The sequence below is a fragment of the Acidobacteriota bacterium genome (assembly GCA_016715115.1).
Classification (GTDB): Bacteria; Acidobacteriota; Blastocatellia; order Pyrinomonadales; family Pyrinomonadaceae; genus JAFDVJ01.
Genome location: JADKBM010000016.1, coordinates 1,638,130 through 1,655,581, shown reverse-complemented (window position 1 = coordinate 1,655,581; position 17,452 = coordinate 1,638,130). Strand labels below are relative to the sequence as shown.

14 protein-coding genes and 1 pseudogene are annotated in these 17,452 nt (G+C 53.7%); 2 read left to right on the top strand and 13 right to left on the bottom strand.

Features of this window, described 5'->3' with window-relative positions; genetic code table 11:
* Positions 1-3 precede the first annotated feature (3 nt).
* From mrdA to IPN69_24990, 4 genes are all read right to left on the bottom strand, one after another.
* On the bottom strand, positions 4-1,893 hold the full coding sequence (mrdA, locus tag IPN69_25005) for a penicillin-binding protein 2 (GenBank protein MBK8813969.1): 1,890 nt from the start codon (positions 1,891-1,893) through the stop codon (positions 4-6).
* Between the two features lie 82 nt (positions 1,894-1,975).
* A complete protein-coding gene (gene mreD / locus IPN69_25000; protein ID MBK8813968.1) occupies positions 1,976-2,524 on the bottom strand; it encodes a rod shape-determining protein MreD in 549 nt (182 codons plus the stop codon).
* 12 nt (positions 2,525-2,536) lie between these two features.
* Positions 2,537-3,394, bottom strand: coding sequence for a rod shape-determining protein MreC (gene mreC, locus IPN69_24995; protein ID MBK8813967.1), 858 nt, complete (start codon positions 3,392-3,394; stop codon positions 2,537-2,539).
* Positions 3,395-3,542: 148 nt separating this feature from the next.
* On the bottom strand, positions 3,543-4,589 hold the full coding sequence (locus tag IPN69_24990) for a rod shape-determining protein (protein ID MBK8813966.1): 1,047 nt from the start codon (positions 4,587-4,589) through the stop codon (positions 3,543-3,545).
* A 509-nt stretch (positions 4,590-5,098) separates the two neighbouring features.
* On the opposite strand from IPN69_24990, the gene IPN69_24985 reads away from it, so the two are divergent.
* Positions 5,099-5,626 carry a hypothetical protein gene (locus IPN69_24985; protein ID MBK8813965.1) on the top strand — a complete coding sequence of 176 codons (528 nt, stop codon included), beginning with the start codon at positions 5,099-5,101 and terminating at the stop codon, positions 5,624-5,626.
* 70 nt (positions 5,627-5,696) lie between these two features.
* Complete coding sequence (locus IPN69_24980; GenBank protein MBK8813964.1) at positions 5,697-6,047, top strand: hypothetical protein; 351 nt, start codon at positions 5,697-5,699, stop codon at positions 6,045-6,047.
* Between the two features lie 111 nt (positions 6,048-6,158).
* On the opposite strand, the gene lon is transcribed toward IPN69_24980, so the two are convergent.
* The 9 genes and pseudogenes from lon to IPN69_24935 form a co-directional block, all read right to left on the bottom strand.
* Complete coding sequence (gene lon / locus IPN69_24975; protein ID MBK8813963.1) at positions 6,159-8,546, bottom strand: endopeptidase La; 2,388 nt, start codon at positions 8,544-8,546, stop codon at positions 6,159-6,161.
* Positions 8,547-8,551: 5 nt separating this feature from the next.
* Complete coding sequence (locus IPN69_24970) at positions 8,552-9,223, bottom strand: Uma2 family endonuclease (GenBank protein ID MBK8813962.1); 672 nt, start codon at positions 9,221-9,223, stop codon at positions 8,552-8,554.
* A gap of 11 nt (positions 9,224-9,234) precedes the next feature.
* Positions 9,235-9,594, bottom strand: a complete 360-nt coding sequence (locus IPN69_24965; protein MBK8813961.1) for an Hsp20/alpha crystallin family protein — start codon at positions 9,592-9,594, stop codon at positions 9,235-9,237.
* A gap of 120 nt (positions 9,595-9,714) precedes the next feature.
* A complete protein-coding gene (locus IPN69_24960; GenBank protein MBK8813960.1) occupies positions 9,715-10,188 on the bottom strand; it encodes a CBS domain-containing protein in 474 nt (157 codons plus the stop codon).
* Between the two features lie 245 nt (positions 10,189-10,433).
* Complete coding sequence (locus IPN69_24955; protein MBK8813959.1) at positions 10,434-10,667, bottom strand: ferredoxin; 234 nt, start codon at positions 10,665-10,667, stop codon at positions 10,434-10,436.
* Between the two features lie 331 nt (positions 10,668-10,998).
* Positions 10,999-12,108 (bottom strand): quinolinate synthase NadA, encoded by a 1,110-nt coding sequence (gene nadA / locus IPN69_24950; protein MBK8813958.1) that lies wholly within the window; start codon positions 12,106-12,108, stop codon positions 10,999-11,001.
* Positions 12,109-12,435: 327 nt separating this feature from the next.
* On the bottom strand, positions 12,436-13,326 hold the full coding sequence (locus tag IPN69_24945; GenBank protein ID MBK8813957.1) for a hypothetical protein: 891 nt from the start codon (positions 13,324-13,326) through the stop codon (positions 12,436-12,438).
* Between the two features lie 160 nt (positions 13,327-13,486).
* Positions 13,487-14,347 carry a hypothetical protein gene (locus IPN69_24940; GenBank protein ID MBK8813956.1) on the bottom strand — a complete coding sequence of 287 codons (861 nt, stop codon included), beginning with the start codon at positions 14,345-14,347 and terminating at the stop codon, positions 13,487-13,489.
* Positions 14,348-14,407: 60 nt separating this feature from the next.
* A pseudogene (locus IPN69_24935) lies at positions 14,408-17,320 on the bottom strand (helix-turn-helix domain-containing protein).
* Positions 17,321-17,452: the final 132 nt, after the last annotated feature.

Below are 17,452 nucleotides of genomic sequence, written 5' to 3'. Positions count from 1 at the left end.
AAGCTACTTCTTCACATCCTCCGGCGTCGGCGTCGCACCGCCGCGCTTAGCAAGATACGATTCGTAAATCCCTTTCGCCGCCGGTGCCGCGAAACTTCCGCCGAAACCGACGTTCTCGATCAGCGCCAAAACGGCGATCTCCGGCTTGTAAGCCGGTGCGAAACTAATAAACCACGCGTGGTCCTTGTTTCCTCCGACGTCCTTGCCGAGCGACGCGACCTGCGCCGTCCCGGTCTTGCCGGCGATCTCGAAACCCGGAATACGGATCGCCGCTGCCGTACCGCCGCCGTTGACTACGCCCCACATACCCTTGACCACGAGATCTTCCTGCTCCTTCGTCATTTCAATCAACTTCGGATCAGGATGCTGAAAGCCGAATCCGGGGCGTTCCGGAATGTAGCCGCGTTCGTCCTCGTTGCCGATCGCGCCGATCGGCTTGAACTCCTTCAGGAAGTGCGGTTCATACATTCGCCCCTGGACGCCGATGCTTGAGATCGCACGCAGCATAGAGATCGGGGTAACGACCACGGTGTCCTGTCCGATCGAGGCGTAAACCGTTCGAATATCGCTCCATTTTCCCTCGCGTTTCTCGATCGCCGCCCGCCAGCTCTTGGGCGTCTGACTGATCTTCTCGTTCGGCAGATCAACTCCTGAACGCTTGTCGTAATCAAAAGTCTCGACCATTTTGATCAGTCCCTCGATCCCCAATTTCAGACCGAGCCGATAGTAATAGCCGTCACAGGATTTGGTGATCGCAAAGGCAAGAGGCGGCGAACCGTGGCTTCCCATACAACGGGTGAACTTGTTTCCGATGGTGATGCCGCCGCCGCACACCAAGTTCGAATGTGCGACGGTGATCGCGCCTTGCTGCAGTCCGGCGACCGATTCGGGGATCTTCCAGGTTGATCCAGCCGGATAGCGGCCCTGGATCGCGCGATTGTAAAGAGGCCGCTTTTCATCCTGCCAGTACGCGGCGATCTGTTTTCGGCCCTCAGGCGTCGCGCTGCCCTGAACGAAAACATTTGGATCGAACGCCGGCAGCGAAGCCATCGCGAAGAGTTCGCCGTTGTTCGGGTCGAGAGCGATGATGGTCCCACGTTTCGTCGGCGTCGCTGCCAGTTTCTCCTCCGCCGTAATCTGGAGATCGAGATCGATGGTGGTGATAAGATCCTGTCCGGCCTGCGGCGGGATCGTCTCGATCTCAGACTGGACGCGACCGCGGCTATCGACGATTACTTTTCGATAACCGTCTTTTCCACGCAGAAAATCGTCGTAATACTGTTCGAGTCCGCCTTTGCCGATGATCGTGCCGGGCCGGAAACCCTTCTCGCGATATTCGGGTTTTTCAAGCTGCTTCGGACTGATCTCACCGACGTATCCGAGCACGTGCGAGAGAGTCTCCTTGAGCGGATAAACGCGTTGCGGCTGCAGTTCGATGCGAAGTTCCGGGTACTCGAGCGAGTGCGCCTCGACCCAGGTTATGTCCGCGATGGTCGCATTTTCCTTGAGAACCATCGTCTCGAAGTCGTTTTGTTTCTTGATCAAATTGAGACGCTCGACAACGTATTGCCGATCGACGTTCAGCCCGCGCGCATAATCGTCGATGCGATCGGTCACGTCGATCTTCTTGATCGGTTCGTTCGAGAGAGTGACGTTATAGGTCGGACGCGAATCGACAAGGATCTTGCCGTTGCGGTCGAAGATCGCCCCGCGCGGTGCCGGTATCGGAATCAGGCGTATGCGCTGGTTCTCGGCCTTTTCATCGTAATACTCGCCCTTCACGACCTGAAGGTAATAAAGCCGCGCGCCGAGTATCGTCAGCAGCACGAACGCAATGATCTGGATCGTGCCGACTCTGATGCTTAAGTTTTGCGTGTGATCGTAGATCTTCATCTCGATTTGGGATTTTGGATTTGTGATTGACGATCTCGGTACTGAAAATCCGAAATCCGGAATCACCAATCCGAAATCAATATCATCTTCTTCCGAGCCGGATTGGGTTTCGGCGCCGGGTCTGGCGGCGCGGAGCAAACAACTCGCGCTTTTGCCGCCGGATCTTATCGGTCGAAAGACCGCGCATCAACAGATACACGAACGTTCCCGCGATCGTCGTTCCGATCAGCGTATTAACGATCGTTACAGTTACCGGCGCGGTCGGCTCCTGACCCAGCACACGGTGGAGCCCATAATAGACCAGGTCGTCAAGCAAACAAGCACCGGCTATGACGGGAATCTGAAGCAAAAGGTTGTCCAGATAGACGCGCCGGGCGAGCTCGGAGACGACATATGCGACAAGGGTTTTCGAGAAGCCGTTGGCACCCAGAAGTCCGCCGCTGAGAGCATCGACGGCGATGCCCGAAAGCGCTCCGAAGATCAGCGCATTGAACGCGTTTCGCTGAAGCGCTGCATAGACCACGATGATCAGCGGAAAGTCGATGAAGGTAAGCGGTTCGGCGACGTTCCGAAGCGTCCATTGCAGGGCAATGGCGATTATCAAGGCGATGATTATCTTAACTTGCTCCATTATTCTGAACGCTTACGGTTTCCTTTTCTTGTCCTCGGCGGCCGCGTTCGGCAGCGTCTTTTCGTATTCGGGCCTTTGCGGCGGTTCATAAAGCAGAACCGCGACCTCTTCCATCGAGTACAACCTCGCCGAGGGCCGGATAAAGATCTGTTGCGGCACGGTGGCCGAACCGGGACGCACTTCAACGACTTCGCCCAGCTTCAAACCGGGCGGATAGATCCCGTCCTGACCTGTCGTGTAAACGATCTCGCCGACCTGCACCTCGATCGTTCCCGGAACATAACCCATTTCAAGAAGTTCACGCTGGCCGTTGCCGCTGACGACGCCGATCGCGTTCGACGTTCCGAGTTCGCCGATGACGCCGCCGAGACCCGACTTGTCTTTGGTTACAAGGTTGATCCGCGCGGTCAACGGACTGACCGCGACGACGCGCCCGATCAAACCACCGTTGTTGACGATCGGCATATTCAGCTTGACGCCATCGAGGCTGCCGCGGTTGATCACCGAATGGTCGAACCAGGCCGAGGGATCGCGGCCGATGATCTGCGCCGGAAGGATCTTGTACTTGGATTCGGACTTCAGGTCGAGAAGGCCCTTGAGGCGATCGTTTTCTTTCGATAGTTCCTCGCTTCTCTGAACCTGGACCTCAAGTTCCTGAACGCGCTGTTTGAGCGTGTCATTTTCGGTCTGGGCCGAACGCAGGGTCGAGATCGATTGGAAGTAGTTTGTGACCGAAGCCGAAACGGTGGTCACCGGAGACTGTACAAAATTGGCGATGGCGAGCATCCAGACCCGGATCACACGCTCGTCCGACGATGTCCGCGCGTCGTACGCCATAAGCACGAAATTGCCCAACAAAAGGGCAATCATCAGCCATGGCGTCAGTCTCCAAACTTCCTTTTGACTTCGCTCAACCATTGATCAGTTCGCAGCTAGCAGTAATCGGTCGGCAGTTTGCAGCGAGCAGTTCGCGGCTCGCACTTCACTGCTCACCGCTCACGGCTAACTGCTTTCTCTTTTAGCTTCCCGTCATCAATGAATTGTCCCATTTGACGCGTTTCAGGAGTTCGAAATCCGATAACATCTTGCCGGTTCCGAGCACGACGGACGAAAGCGGATCGTCCGCAAGGACGACCGGGAGTCCGGTCTCGATCATCAGTCGTTTGTCGAGATTCTTGAGCAGCGCGCCGCCGCCCGTCAGGACGATGCCGCGTTCGACAATGTCCGCCGAAAGTTCCGGCGGCGTACGCTCGAGCGCGACGCGCACGGCGTTGATGATCGTCGAGACCGCATCCGAGAGCGCCTCGCGGATCTCTTCGTCGGTGATGGTGATGGTTTTGGGGATTCCCTCGATCAAATTACGGCCGCGAACTTCCATCGAGAGCGGTTCGTCGAGGGGGAACGCGCTGCCGAGCGCGATCTTGATCGCTTCGGAGGTGCGTTCGCCGATCAGCAGATTGTATTTGCGCTTGATATACTGCGTGATCGCCTCGTCCATTTCGTTCCCGGCGATGCGAACGGCGCGCGAGTAAACGATTCCCGAGAGCGAAATGACGGCAATATCGGTCGTTCCACCGCCGATATCGACGACCATATTGCCGTGCGGTTCGGTGATCGGAAGCCCGGCGCCGATCGCGGCGGCCATCGCTTCTTCGACGAGATAGACTTCAGAGGCCTTGGCGCGATAGGCCGAATCTTCGACGGCTCGGCGTTCGACCTGCGTGATCTCTGACGGAATGCCGATGACGACGCGGGGGCGGACCCACGATTTGCCGTTATGGGCCTTGCGGATGAAATGCTGGAGCATCTTCTCCGTGACCTCGAAGTTGGCGATCACGCCGTCTTTCATCGGACGGATCGCGACGATGTTTCCGGGTGTGCGGCCGAGCATCTCCTTCGCATCGCGGCCGACCGCTTCTACCTGGTTAGTGACTTTATTGATCGCGACTATCGAGGGTTCCGAAACGACGATCCCGCGCCCCTTCGCATAGACGAGCGTATTCGCGGTTCCGAGATCGATCGCGAGATCGCTTGAAAATAAACTGAATAGTGATTTAAATGCCATTTTTTACTACGAATTCCAAAAAATTGTGACCCAAATGCGCGTTTGAAAATGAAGAGTTCACTCTCTAAAAAACCAGGGGAACTAATGATAAAGAGAAGACTTTCGACCCAAACATTAACTTAATAGCGTACACCGAAATCACATCAATTTTCCAACGAAAACACTGCAAAAAGAACATTTTTTTCAGAACTGACAAAAAAACGAACGATAAGCATCATCCGGCGAACATTCGACCGACGATGCGGCTCTTTTTGAAGCAATTTCGACGGCCTCTTTCCATTGCTTCCGAGTACGTCGCAAAAAGACCTGAAATCAACCTGATTCAAAAAGGACTCACGTGCTTATGACTTTGGGTCGCAGCAACTTTCGTGAAAACTCGATTACGCGCTTGCCCTTCGCCGCGATCAACGGCCTTTCCTGGGGCGGGATTATTTTGGCTGAGTTTTTCAATTTTCTACGCTTATCTCATTGGAAGTTACAAGCATCAATCGCAGAACGAGGTAATGAAAATGGAAGAAGTATTTGAATTGACGGAAGTTATCCGACAAATTGAAGGATTGCAGAGACAGGCCGGACGTTTTCTCGAAATGGCGTATCGAAGTCAGGACGGGAAAGGCAACGTGAATGAAGGTTTGTTGCAGCAAGGTCAGGTTTTCCTTCAACGGGCCGAGGCACTGATCCAAGAGAATATCGTTCCGATTCTCCAGAGCCTGAACCCCTCTCAGGTGGCGAGTTCGTTAGCGGCGGCGGGTGCTTCACCGGCCCTTATTTCTGAGGTGACGCCGATTCTCAACGCCGCTCGCGCGGTTGCCGCAGGCGGAATGTCCGTCGCCGCGATCTGCGAGGTGATCAGCGTTGCGGTGCCTGTATTATTGGCTGTCGTCGGACTGGCCGTTATGGCATTTCTGTACAAAATGTGGCTCGACAGAAACATAAAAAAGGAAGGCGAAAGGTTGTTGAAACAGTATGAAGACCGAATCGCCAGTCGCCCGCGGCACGTTCCGTTCCAGCCGAGGTTTATTCCAGGAAGGATGTGAAAACGTCTCGAATTTGAGTTTGCGGAAAGTTGATTAAGCGGCATTTCGCCGCCATTAAGGAGAAAAACATATGTTAAGGAAACTTCTTGTTCATTTTGTCTTACTGACGACGATTTCATTGATGACGAGTGTTGAGCTTTTTGCGCAAACTCGTATTCGATTTGCGAAAGGCCGCAGTTCGGCGACCATTTCCGGCACGATTCCGGCGAGGTCTAACCGAACGTTCGTCGTTGGCGCCCGTAGCGGACAAACGGCGCGTGTTTCGGTAAACAACCGAAATCTGAAGATCTTCAGCGAAGAAGCTCCAAAAGGCGAATCCGGGAGTTCGAGCTTTGAAACCTATTCGGGCGACAATGAGTTCGGGCTTTCCAACCCGACGAACCAAGCGATCGGTTTTACGATGACGGTTTCGATTCGATAAGCTCCTTGAACAATGAAGAGGAATTCGCTCGGTGGAATGCTGACGCGACGCGCGGCCCTTTTCGAAGCACGGCTTAAATTCACCACGCCGCTGACACAGCCGGCGCGAAGATCAGTTATGCTGATCCTCCGGCACCGGTTCAAGGGCGGCCTGGAGCACATCTCCGATCTTAACGGCCGGTATGATCTCGAGTTCCTTCCTGACGTCTTCGGGGATCTCTTCGGTGTCGGCTTCGTTGCGGGCCGGAAGGATGATCCTTCGGATCCCGGCGCGGTGCGCGGCGAGCACTTTTTCCTTTATCCCGCCGACCGGAAAAACGAGTCCCGAGAGCGTGATCTCGCCGGTCATCGCCGTGTCGCTTCGGACCTTTCGTCCGGTGTAGAGCGAAGCCATCGCGGCGGCCATCGTGACACCCGCACTCGGACCGTCTTTCGGGATGGCACCGGCCGGAACGTGGATATGCAAGCCGCCTTCTTTGAGCTTTGCCGGATCGATCCCGAGTTCGGCGGCGTGCGACCAAAGATACGAACGCGCGGCCATCGCCGATTCCTTCATAACTTCACCGAGCTGCCCTGTCAGTGTCAGCCCGCCGCCGCCCGGCAGCGCGGTCGCTTCGATAAACAGTACCTCGCCGCCCATTTCGGTCCAGGCCATTCCGGTCGCCACTCCCGGCGACAGATCCTTGCGCGCTTCTTCAGGGTAGAACCGCGGCGCGCCGAGATAGCCCTTGACCTCGTTGGCCGTGATCAGAACCTTACCGAGATGCCCTTGAGCGACCTTCAACGCCACCTTGCGTGACAGATTCCCGACGGTTCGCTCCAACTGTCGGACGCCCGCTTCGCGCGTGTAGCGCATCGTTATCAAGTTGACGGCATCGTCGGAAATCTCGATCTGCTCGGGAGTCAGCCCGTTTTCGGTAACCTGCCGCGGGATGAGATACTGCTTCGCGATATTCAGCTTCTCGGCGTCTGAATATCCGGAAAGACCGATGATCTCCATCCGGTCCCGAAGCGGCATCGGAATCGGCGCAAGTTGGTTCGCGGTCGCGATAAAGAAGACCTTCGAAAGATCGAACGGAAGATCCAAATAGTGATCACGGAAAGTGTGATTCTGCGCCGGATCGAGGATCTCGAGCAGCGCCGACGCCGGATCGCCGCGAAAATCGTTCCCCATCTTGTCGATCTCGTCGAGCATCAGCACCGGATTGTTGACGCCGACGCGCCGCAGCGTCTGTATGATGCGTCCCGGCATCGAGCCGACATACGTCCGCCGATGTCCGCGAAGCTCCGATTCATCGCGCACGCCGCCGAGCGATATGCGGTCGAACTCGCGGCCCATCGCGCGGGCGATCGACCGGCCGAGACTCGTTTTTCCGACTCCCGGCGGACCGACGAAGAGGATGATCGGACTTTTCGAATCGGGCCGGAGTTTGACGACGGCGAGCGATTCGAGAATGCGTTCCTTGATGTCTTCGAGTCCGTAGTGATCTTCGTCGAGTATCTTCTTCGCCTCGTTGAGGTCGAGTTTTTCCTCGCTCGATTTCTTCCACGGAAGTTCGAGTATGTACTCGAGATAGGTTCGGATGACGTGGTAGTCCGGTGCGGCCTGCGGGAGTTGTTCCATTCGGCGCAGTTCACGCTCGGCCTCTTTCCGGATCTCGTCGGGCAGATCGGCCGTCTCGAGCCGTTCGCGGAGTTGAGCGGCTTCGGCTTTTTCGCCGGTTTCATCGTCACCGAGTTCTTTTTGGATGGCTTTCAGCTGCTGACGCAGAACATAATCTCGTTGCGCTTTGTCCATTTCACCCTGCGCTTCGTTTGCGATCTTCGATCGGATCTGCATTATCTCGAGTTCGCGCGCGAGCGCCGCGTGCGTCAACGTGAGAAGTTCGTCGGTCGTGCTCGCCTCGATCATCTTCTGCTCGGTTTCGACCCCGAGGTCGAGAACCGAAGCGAGGAAATAGGCGAGCTGGACCGGATTGGTCTGCGACATCACGGCCATTCGGACTTCCGGCGGAACGTTCGGGAGCATCGCCAGCGCCTCTTGGATCATTCCCTGAATATTTCGTTTCAAAGCCTCGATCGACTCGTCATCGACGATCTTAAGATCCTCCAGGACCTCGACCTGCGCCCGCAGAAACGGTTCTTCGTGAACCCAATTAAGGATCTTGAAGCGCTCGACGCCCTGCACTATCAACTGCAAAACATCGTCGGTGCGCATCATCCGCTTAATGTTGACGATCGTGCCGACCGTGTAAAGATCGGCCGGCTTCGCATCGCTGCCCTGGACATCGGGGACGCGGACGGTGACGCACGCGATCAACTTTTCTTCGGTGCCGAGAGATGCTTCGACCGCCTTTGTCGAGCGTTCGCGGCCGACCGCGAGCGGCACAACGGTATCGGGAAAAAGGGTCGTATTCTGCAGCGGCAAGATCGGGATCTCGAATCGCTGCGGTTTCGCCGGTTCGCCAAGTGGCTGCGTGTTTTGATTTTCCGGGTCCATACAATTTACTTCCGCGATCTTAGTTCTTCAATCTCCTTTTTGAGACGGTCGAGTTCGGCCTCCGCGTCATCAAGCGTACGTAAAAAGCAATTCGATTCAGGCTCAAACAAACGAAATCGTCCTTCGGAAAAGACTATGCGAAGCCCCAGCAGATCAGAAAACGCGGTTCCATCGGATGCGTCCATCGGGGTCAGCAATTCTTCCTTCCGACGCAAGAAGGTAATTGGAACGCCCGTGTGTCTGCCTGATTCGCCATCCAAAACGTAATACTCTTCAACGCCTAATTTCTCGTACAACTTGAGTTTATCGTTCAAATCGGACTTCCACGTACGTTCGGAAGCGACCTCAATGACCACCTGCGGAAAAACGCCTTCGGCCCAACATTTGTAAACATTGCGGTCTCGATTCGGAACTCCGAACGCGATTAAGATATCGGGAGCGACCCACTTGTGCGGGTCACCCTCGACAAAATAAACATTCATATTTGCCGTGAGGAAAACGTCGGAACGCGATTTGAGGTGCATCCGGAGCATCTGCATCAGTTCGGCAATCAACAAATAGTGAGCACTTGTTTCGCCCATATCGTCTTCTCGTTGGTCAGGATAATAAACGTCTTCAGGCGGACGAACGATTCCCCGGGTAACCGAACTATGAGTTGTTTCCAATAATTCAGGCATTCGATGTCTCCTTACTTCTTCTTCAAATAGATCATCAGAAGCCCGTTCTCGAAGTTGTGTTCGATCTTCGCGCCTTCGATCGAAGCGGGGAAATTGAGGTTTTTTTCGAATCGGCTGTAGGTGATCTCCATTTGCTGGTAATGGATGCCTTTGCCGCAAAATGTGTCGCGACGCGTGCCGGCGATGTAGAGTGTGTTGCCTTCGATCTCGATCTCAAGATCCTCCGCGGAAACCCCGGCGAGTTCGACCTTAACGAGCCAGCCGTCCGGAGTTTGATAAACATCCGCAGCCGGATACCAGAGCCGCCCGGAAGTCCGGACCTCTTTCGATGAGCCGAGAAACTGAAAGTATCGATTTATCGATTTAGCCATTTCGATTCGGGAATGGGGATTTGTGATTTCGGAATTTCCGCGGCTTCTGTCCGCCGAGCCAGGATTCTTGTTTCGGACGATTGGCAATCCGAAATCCGAAATCCGAAGTCCAAAATCGGTTCATTTGCTCCAAAACGCTTTGCCGCTCGAGATTTCTTCAAGGGTTTCGGCGATCTCGATTTCGTCTTCCATCTCGAGTGCAATGTCAGCGATCGAGACGATTCCGTGCAAGATCCGTGCGTCATCGACGATCGGTATGCGACGGACCTGCTTTTCGCCCATCGTGCGAATCGCTTCGAAGGCGTAATCATCCGGTTTGGCGGTGTACACATCGCGCGACATAACTTCGCCGACAAGCGTCTCGCGAACCAGTTTTCCCTCGGCGACGACACGCACGACGATGTCGCGGTCGGTAATGATACCGACCAGTTTTCCGGTTTCGCCCTCGATCACCGGCAAGACGCCGATATCACCATCTTTCATACGTTTCGCGACTTCGTAAAGCGACATTTCAGGCGTCACTGTCGAAACGCTTTTCGTCATAATCTCGCTGCAGCGAACGCGCGATTTTGGTTCGGAATCGGTTTCGTTCATAGGGCTATTTTGTTTGAGTTTCGCGCATAAAGCAAGCAGAAACTTCGGTGTTCCACGGGTTTGAAAAACGGCGGGTCGCGACAGGAACACCCGGACGGGGAATCGAATCGCGGACTTCGCCGGCGGTTCATCCGGGCTGGCTGTTTATGAACATGTTCTTCGCAAAATGGACGCGTATTCGGAACTTGAACGCGCCGTGATTTCTCGGTCGCTACCGCTATCGGTTCCGAGTCGCGATCCTTATTTCAACTTCCGTCATCGCCGATAGCTTCGACGGGGCAGGCGTCGCGGGCTTCTTCGCAGAGTTCGATCTCTTCTTTTGTCCCGGGCTGTTTGATGACGAACGAATAGCCGTTCTCGTCATTGCGAGCGAAGTTCTTCGGCGAGGTGTCGCGACAGACATCGCAATCGATACACTGCGAGTCGACGTAAAAGGCTCCACGCGCGTTTTCGGGAAGTTTGTCTTTAATTTCAGCCATTGTCTAAAGTGAGCAGTGAGCAGTGAGCGGTGAGCGGTGAGCGGTAAGCAGTGAGCAGTGAGCGGTGAGCAGTGAGCGGTGAGCGGTGAGCGGTGAGCGGTGAGCGGTGAGCGGTGAGCAGTGAGCGGTAAGCAGTGAGCCGTGAGCCGTAAGCCGTCCATTTCCGAGATCGACGTTCTGCAGTCCGCGGTCAACAATTACCTTTTCAGTCCTCACATCTCAGTTCTGACTTCTCACATCTCAGTTCCCAGTTCTCACATCTCACTTCTCACATCTCAGTTCTCACTTCTCACTTTTCACATCTCAGTTCTCACTTCTCACTTCTCACTTCTCACCGTCGTTCCGTCATCTCGATCATCCGCTCCAGCGCGATGTTCGCGAAATGTTTTGTTTCGTCATCGACGACGATCTCGTTGACGACGTTTCCGCCGATCAGATTCTCGAGCGACCACGCGAGGCTTTGCGGCGAGATCCGATACATCGTAGCGCACATACAGAGGTCCGGCGCGAGCAGATGGACCTCTTTGTCGGGGAATCGGTCCGCAAGCCGGCTAACGAGATTGACTTCCGTTCCGATCGCCCATTTCGAACCTGCGGGTGATTCCTCGACCGTTTTGATGATGTACGAAGTCGATCCGTTTAGATCGCTTTTGTCGACTACTTCGTGCACGCATTCCGGATGGACGAGAACCTTGACGCCCGGAACCTCGGCGCGAATCTGATCAACGTGCCAAGGCTTGAATCTTCCGTGTACGGAACAGTGTCCGCGCCAGAGGATGAGCTTCGCCTCGCGGAGTTGCTCCTCGGTGTTGCCGCCGAGTTCCTTATGCGGGTCCCATAGCGCCATCTTGTCGAGCGGGATTCCGAATTTCTTGCCGGTGTTCCGTCCGAGATGCTGATCCGGGAAGAAGAACATTTTGTCGAATTCCTTCAGATAGATGTCGAAAAGCGGAACGGCGTTCGACGATGTGCAGACGACGCCTTCGTTGCGTCCACAAAACGCCTTGATCGCGGCCGACGAGTTCATATATGTGATCGGCGCGACCTTCGAATTCAAAACGCCGATCTCGCGGAGTTGTTCCCAAGCGTCTTCGACCTGATCGATCGTCGCCATATCGGCCATCGAACATCCCGCGCCGAGGTCGGGCAGGATCACGCGCTGCGCCGGCTTTCCGAGAATATCGGCCGATTCGGCCATAAAATGGACGCCGCAGAAGACGATGAATTCGGCGTCAGTTTTTGATGCCATTACGGACAATTGGTAAGAATCGCCAGTCAGATCGGCGTATCGAACGACGTCGTCGCGCTGATAGTGATGACCGAGAATGACGACCCGTGAACCGAGTTCGCGCTTCGCCGCGATGATTCGTTCGTCCAGCTCGAAGTCGTTCATCACAAGATATTCTTCCAACGGTCGTAGTGCTTCAATTACGGCTGACATAAGTTTGTAAGATGCGAATTGTGGAATTCGATTTGGAAAAATAATTACACGTTGAAAGTGCTTTATCAAGCGATTGGATGGGCGTTGGCGGCGGTCAGCCGTTGAAAGCGATCACTATTTGGGATTTCGGATTTGTCATTTGGGATTCCGAGAAATCCAAGATTCCAGAAATTCGAGAATCGGGAGTTTGAAAAACGCGCCTGGCAGGCGATGCTGATCTATTTACCTTACTTTGCGGCAGAGCCCCATTAAGAAAGGCCGTTTGAAGATCAAATTCAGACGGCCTCCGGCAAGTCGGATGGCGAAAAACCAGGCGCTTTCGGCGCGTCACTTTGCTTCGATCAGGCGGACCATAACGACGATCCTCGCCTCGGTATCGATTCCTTCCAGAATCTGCAGGAGGCTGTCGTATCTTGCCTTCTCGCTGGCAATGATGAAGATCTCCTGACTTTCCGAATTGGCAGTGCTGACCAGTTTGGCGATGGCAGACGGCAGTTCAGCACGAGGCAGAATTCGCTGTTTCAGCGGTGCGACCGGCGGCATTTGAACGGTATTGGTGAGTAGTCTTGAACCGACGTTGGTCGACGACCGGACTTCGAGTTTAGCTGTCGGCTCATTCAGAAAGTACTTTCCATCACTGCCGATCTCGATGCTGGACTCGTAGGTTCGAGCGAGACGCAGCTCTTCTGGACTGTTTTTGCGAAAGATATTGACACGATGGCCGACCGAACCGAGTTCCGAATCCGGCAAATTCCCCAATCGCTTGGCTTTGTTTGCGTCAATGTTTTCGGTCGTCACGACCAACGCAAGAGGGTTCGGTTTCGGACCGGTCGATGGATTGTCCAACGATGATCTCTTGACGAGAATCGGTTCGCCTGTCGCCTCAACTATTGAATCGGCCAATTGTGCGATTCGGGCGATAGAGGTATCCGGATCGGCGACGATCAATACTTGCGGGTATTCGTACTGATCGAACTTGCCGATTCGCCGGCCTTGACCGACTACAGCGCCGATCTTCTTTGTCAGGGGCAACAGGTTGCTCAGTTTTCCGACAGGCGCGCCGTTCAGGAAGACCTTGCTCTCGGTAACGACCTTCCAGGGCCAATCAGACTCCTCTGACGGAGCTTGCTGGCCAAGCAACAAGTAGGCGCCTCCGAAGGTCAGCACCGAAAGCATCAGCAAGATCTGAAACGGCATAGGTATCCGAAGTATTCTCATTTTCAATCGTTTCTCCTGAAGAATTTGACCTGGAATGCAGAACCAAACGTCGGTAGCTTAACATAGAGTTCCGATGCTAACGACAACGGAATTGAAAAAGGGAAGGGCTATCTTGAACCGCGCGTTCTCAGATAGCCCAATAATTCGGAAGGTCGAAATCCTAAACATCGAGGTTTTTCACATCGAGCGCGTTCTGTTCGATGAAACGCCGGCGCGGCTCGACCTGATCGCCCATCAGGATCGTAAAGATCTCATCGGTTTCGATCGCGTCCTCGATACGGACCTGAAGCAACGTTCGTTTTTCGGGATCCATCGTCGTTTCCCAAAGCTGTTCCGGGTTCATTTCGCCCAAACCTTTGTAGCGCTGGATGTTAAGGTCCTTTTTCGCGAGCGCCATAACCTTTTCCAGCAATTCTTCGCGGGTTTCGATCGTCTCCGACTTGCCGTTTTCGCCGAGCACGAACGGTCCGCAGAAGTTCAGTTCAAGCGCGCGTTTGAATTCGATCGATTTTTGGAATTCGACATAACTCGCAAGGTTCCAGTCAAAGACAACCTTCGTGCCGTTCGGCATCGTCACTTGAATTTCCCCGAGCCCGTGTTCCTCGTCCGAAAGCAGTTCCGTGCGATACCCGGCGGCGGCGATCTTGCCTTCGATCTCAGCGATCAATTCTTCCGACTGAAAAATCTTCCGCAGGCGTATGTTCTGGCGGAGCAAAATCCCGTCACGGCCGGCGAAAGCATCGAGAATCGCGTTCAGGAGCTTCATATCGTTGCCGATTCGGCGAACGAAACGGCCCGAATAGTTTTGAAATTCGACGGTTTGTTCGAGCGCCTTAGAGAGTTCACGCCCCTCGACGGGCCTGCCGTTGGCGGAGATCTGGACGTCGGTGGTCGCCACTCGCATCAAATACCGGAACATCTGCGGTTCGTCCTTGATGTACTCTTCCTTCTTGCCTTTCTTGACCTTGTACAACGGCGGCTGGGCGATGTAGATATGTCCTTTTTCGACGAGTTCCGGCATTTGCCGGTAGAAAAACGTGAGCAAAAGCGTTCTGATATGCGACCCGTCAACGTCAGCGTCAGTGTTGTGACAAAGCAAGCCGCCGACGCCGGCCACGAAGTTCTCATCATCCCGAACCGAAAAGTCGTAAACATATTCGCCATCGTTGGGAACTGACTTTGTCTCCAGCACTCTCAAGGCGATCAAGTCCTCACTGATTTCGATCAAATCGGAGGATTTTCGCGCCGGCTTTGCGATATGGCTGTCGGCTCGCGCGGCGTTGGCGTGTCGCTTCCAGACTGCCCGGGATTTCTCGAGCTGAGACTTTCCTCCGATGTTGATCGTGAAGTAATCGTGTTTCGTTTGGATAAAATCATTGGAACCGGCGGGCAGATCACTAACCGAACCGAATAGTCCAAGCTGACCTAGGAGGTACAGAATTCCGTCCTTTAAGTCCGCAGAGTTCGTAGTCATTGAAACGCGGTTCCCGGAGAGTGTCCCGTCGCCCAAAAAATACCCCTCGAGCAAGACAAGCTGCAATTCCTCGGATAGGTTGAAGGCAAGGTCGGGCAAACGTTTTTTGTGAGCGCGCGCCGCAACGCCCAGCGATTTGAGGAGTTTCGAAGCGAGAACGCTTTGAAAGTACAACTTGATGGAGTGTCCTTTTTGGAAAAGACGCGGAGTTTCTCCAAAAACGGCTCTGATCGATTCGGTTAGCTCGTCAACAAAAGCTAGATCTTTAGAGCCGATATTGAGGCTTACCTGATTCTTGCTCAGAGTCCCTTCGGCGATGAACCATCCGAGAAACCAGGCAAACTCCTTGGTAACCGGCAAAAATCGACCGAAGGACTTGTTCGAGTGGGCCTTGGGAACAATCCTGACGTGGTCGTCCAACTGCCTGATCTCATTTTTCGAAAACTCGCTGAAGCACTTGTAATCGCTGATCTTGCGCCACTTGGCGTTCTTCGTTACGGTCGTGTGGCCGGCAAATGACTCCAACCTCGAAGGAACTACGTCAAATTCGAGTTTGTCGGTCCACCGGATCGCCTCGAGATAATTTTCGAAGTGGCTCTGGATCGGGCGATTAATGGCGCGTTCCCAATGCGAAATCGTGATCGGCTGTTTGACTCCCGTCATTTCCGCAACCTGTTTTTGCGATATGCCGAGCGCCTGACGCCTCTGTGACAATCGGGTCCACTCGTTCGCGCTGAGTTCGATTCTCGGCTCGCTCCAGAGTTCCGGCCTTAAAACGTTTGACAAAACCCGATTCTTGGCGACATCGCGGACTGATTCGCCTTCAAGATACAGATTTTGGGTTTGACCCGATGCATAAAACAGATCGACCAAATCGATCTCATTCACTTCGAAAACCGGCCGCGGCAATTTCTTGGTGGCGACGACGTAATCACCAACCTCGATCTTGTTGCCGGCCTTCAATACTGTTTCTCCGTTTTCATAAACAAAGACACTATGTCCGCGCGTAACTTTCACACTTCGGTTGTACCGGGTTCGAATCTTGATGAGATCTTCGTCGAGCTTGTGGCGGATCACAGCTTTTAGCGGACGGAACGCCAGATCTTTCGTCTCAAGATCGAACGCCGCAACCTGATAGTTTTCCGCGTCGCGCGTACCATCGATGCACCGGTCGATAAATTCGCCGATCCTCACGAATTCGGTCTCGCCGCGTTCGTTCAGAACGATTGTCGGCTCGTCCGAAGCAACACTCATCAAGCAAATTTTATGATAACGAAGCTTTCCGACATCGAAATCTTCTTTGCCGATTCCTGTGCCGAGCGCCGTGATCAGCGCCTTGATTTCTCCGTGCCCGAGCATCTTGTCGAAACGCGCCTTTTCGACGTTCAGGATCTTTCCCTTGAGCGGCAAAACGGCCTGGTTTTTGCGGTCGCGGCCTTGTTTGGCCGAATTATGAACGAAAACACCGGATGCAAGGGCAAAATTGTGAGTTATAGGCACCTCGAGGTCGTAGACGTCAATCGTTTCGTTCAATTTCTCGACCTTCAGAACACGATGATTGTAATTGGAAACAGCTTCCAGAGCGCGAGCGACATCTCCGTCAAAATATCGCTGACAGAACTTGTCGAATCGCAACACTGACTTGTCTCGAATTGCAAGACGGCGATTTTGAAATTCAGCTACATCAAGTACTCCAGCGTCAATTTCAACCTGTTTCAGTAAAGCAATCGTTTTGTTGAAATAAGTTCTGTTGAGCGCTTCCTTTCTGCGTTGCCGAAATTCTCCGGTCCATTGTTTAGAGGTTTCGGCTCTTCTCCAATCGCGCAAGCTTTCATCTTTCCATTGCTCATTTGCAAGTTCAGACAGCCATTGTTTTCGCTCAGGATTCAATTCGAAAAACTCACGGGTTCTGGTCGACTGCGCTTCACGATTTGCTTTCGTTGACCAATACTCCTTCTGGGCGCGATTCAGCTGTTCAGCGTTCGCTTTCCGATACTCTCCATCGGACAAATAAAACTCTCGCCATTTATCCGCCATGAATTGTTTGTATGATTCATCCGCCCACTGTTCTCGCGCCTGTCTCGCCAAAACTTCCCGGGTTTCCGGTTGTTTCATCCGCTCACTCATTTTCAAACGAAAACCAGGCGTTGTTTTCAGTTCGCGGCACTTCTCGATGACTTCCGGACGGTGGAGCGTTACCTTAACGTTTCGCCGATGCAGTTCAAGGTGGTCGTCTTTTGATAAACGAATCAAGTTATTCGGGTTGTTATTTGATTTGTTGAAATCGACATGATGACAATGTTCGCCGTCGGATTTTCGATAGACGCCCTTCCATCTGTTGTACCAATCAGACAGCAGATGGGTGAAAAACCACGAATTCGACCGAGGATCCCAAACCATTTCGTATCCGTTGATTGTTATCCCCTTCTCACTAGTGTCAGATAAACGCCGATAAAGCGGCATAAGTGAATCGTCCGGCGATAACTCTAATGCTTCCTTGTACGTACCATCGCGCAACATGAATTTGTGATCCGGCGTACAAATCAATTCCTCCCCGTTATCAAGCGTGACCTTAACAACTTCGGCGTTTTGTTTCGTTCGTCTAACATTCGTGATAGTTTCGACGCCGACGGTTCCGTTCGAGCGAATTGT

Excerpts from the sequence above, each read along its gene's own strand:
- mrdA (MBK8813969.1), bottom strand. The coding sequence starts at position 1,893 with ATGAAGATCTACGATCACACGCAAAACTTAAGCATCAGAGTCGGCACG.
- mreD (MBK8813968.1), bottom strand. The coding sequence starts at position 2,524 with ATGGAGCAAGTTAAGATAATCATCGCCTTGATAATCGCCATTGCCCTG.
- mreC (MBK8813967.1), bottom strand. The coding sequence starts at position 3,394 with ATGATTGCCCTTTTGTTGGGCAATTTCGTGCTTATGGCGTACGACGCG.
- IPN69_24990 (MBK8813966.1), bottom strand. The coding sequence starts at position 4,589 with ATGGCATTTAAATCACTATTCAGTTTATTTTCAAGCGATCTCGCGATC.
- IPN69_24985 (MBK8813965.1), top strand. The coding sequence starts at position 5,099 with ATGGAAGAAGTATTTGAATTGACGGAAGTTATCCGACAAATTGAAGGA.
- IPN69_24980 (MBK8813964.1), top strand. The coding sequence starts at position 5,697 with ATGTTAAGGAAACTTCTTGTTCATTTTGTCTTACTGACGACGATTTCA.
- lon (MBK8813963.1), bottom strand. The coding sequence starts at position 8,546 with ATGGACCCGGAAAATCAAAACACGCAGCCACTTGGCGAACCGGCGAAA.
- IPN69_24970 (MBK8813962.1), bottom strand. The coding sequence starts at position 9,223 with ATGCCTGAATTATTGGAAACAACTCATAGTTCGGTTACCCGGGGAATC.
- IPN69_24965 (MBK8813961.1), bottom strand. The coding sequence starts at position 9,594 with ATGGCTAAATCGATAAATCGATACTTTCAGTTTCTCGGCTCATCGAAA.
- IPN69_24960 (MBK8813960.1), bottom strand. The coding sequence starts at position 10,188 with ATGAACGAAACCGATTCCGAACCAAAATCGCGCGTTCGCTGCAGCGAG.
- IPN69_24955 (MBK8813959.1), bottom strand. The coding sequence starts at position 10,667 with ATGGCTGAAATTAAAGACAAACTTCCCGAAAACGCGCGTGGAGCCTTT.
- nadA (MBK8813958.1), bottom strand. The coding sequence starts at position 12,108 with ATGTCAGCCGTAATTGAAGCACTACGACCGTTGGAAGAATATCTTGTG.
- IPN69_24945 (MBK8813957.1), bottom strand. The coding sequence starts at position 13,326 with ATGAGAATACTTCGGATACCTATGCCGTTTCAGATCTTGCTGATGCTT.
- IPN69_24940 (MBK8813956.1), bottom strand. The coding sequence starts at position 14,347 with ATGCCGGAACTCGTCGAAAAAGGACATATCTACATCGCCCAGCCGCCG.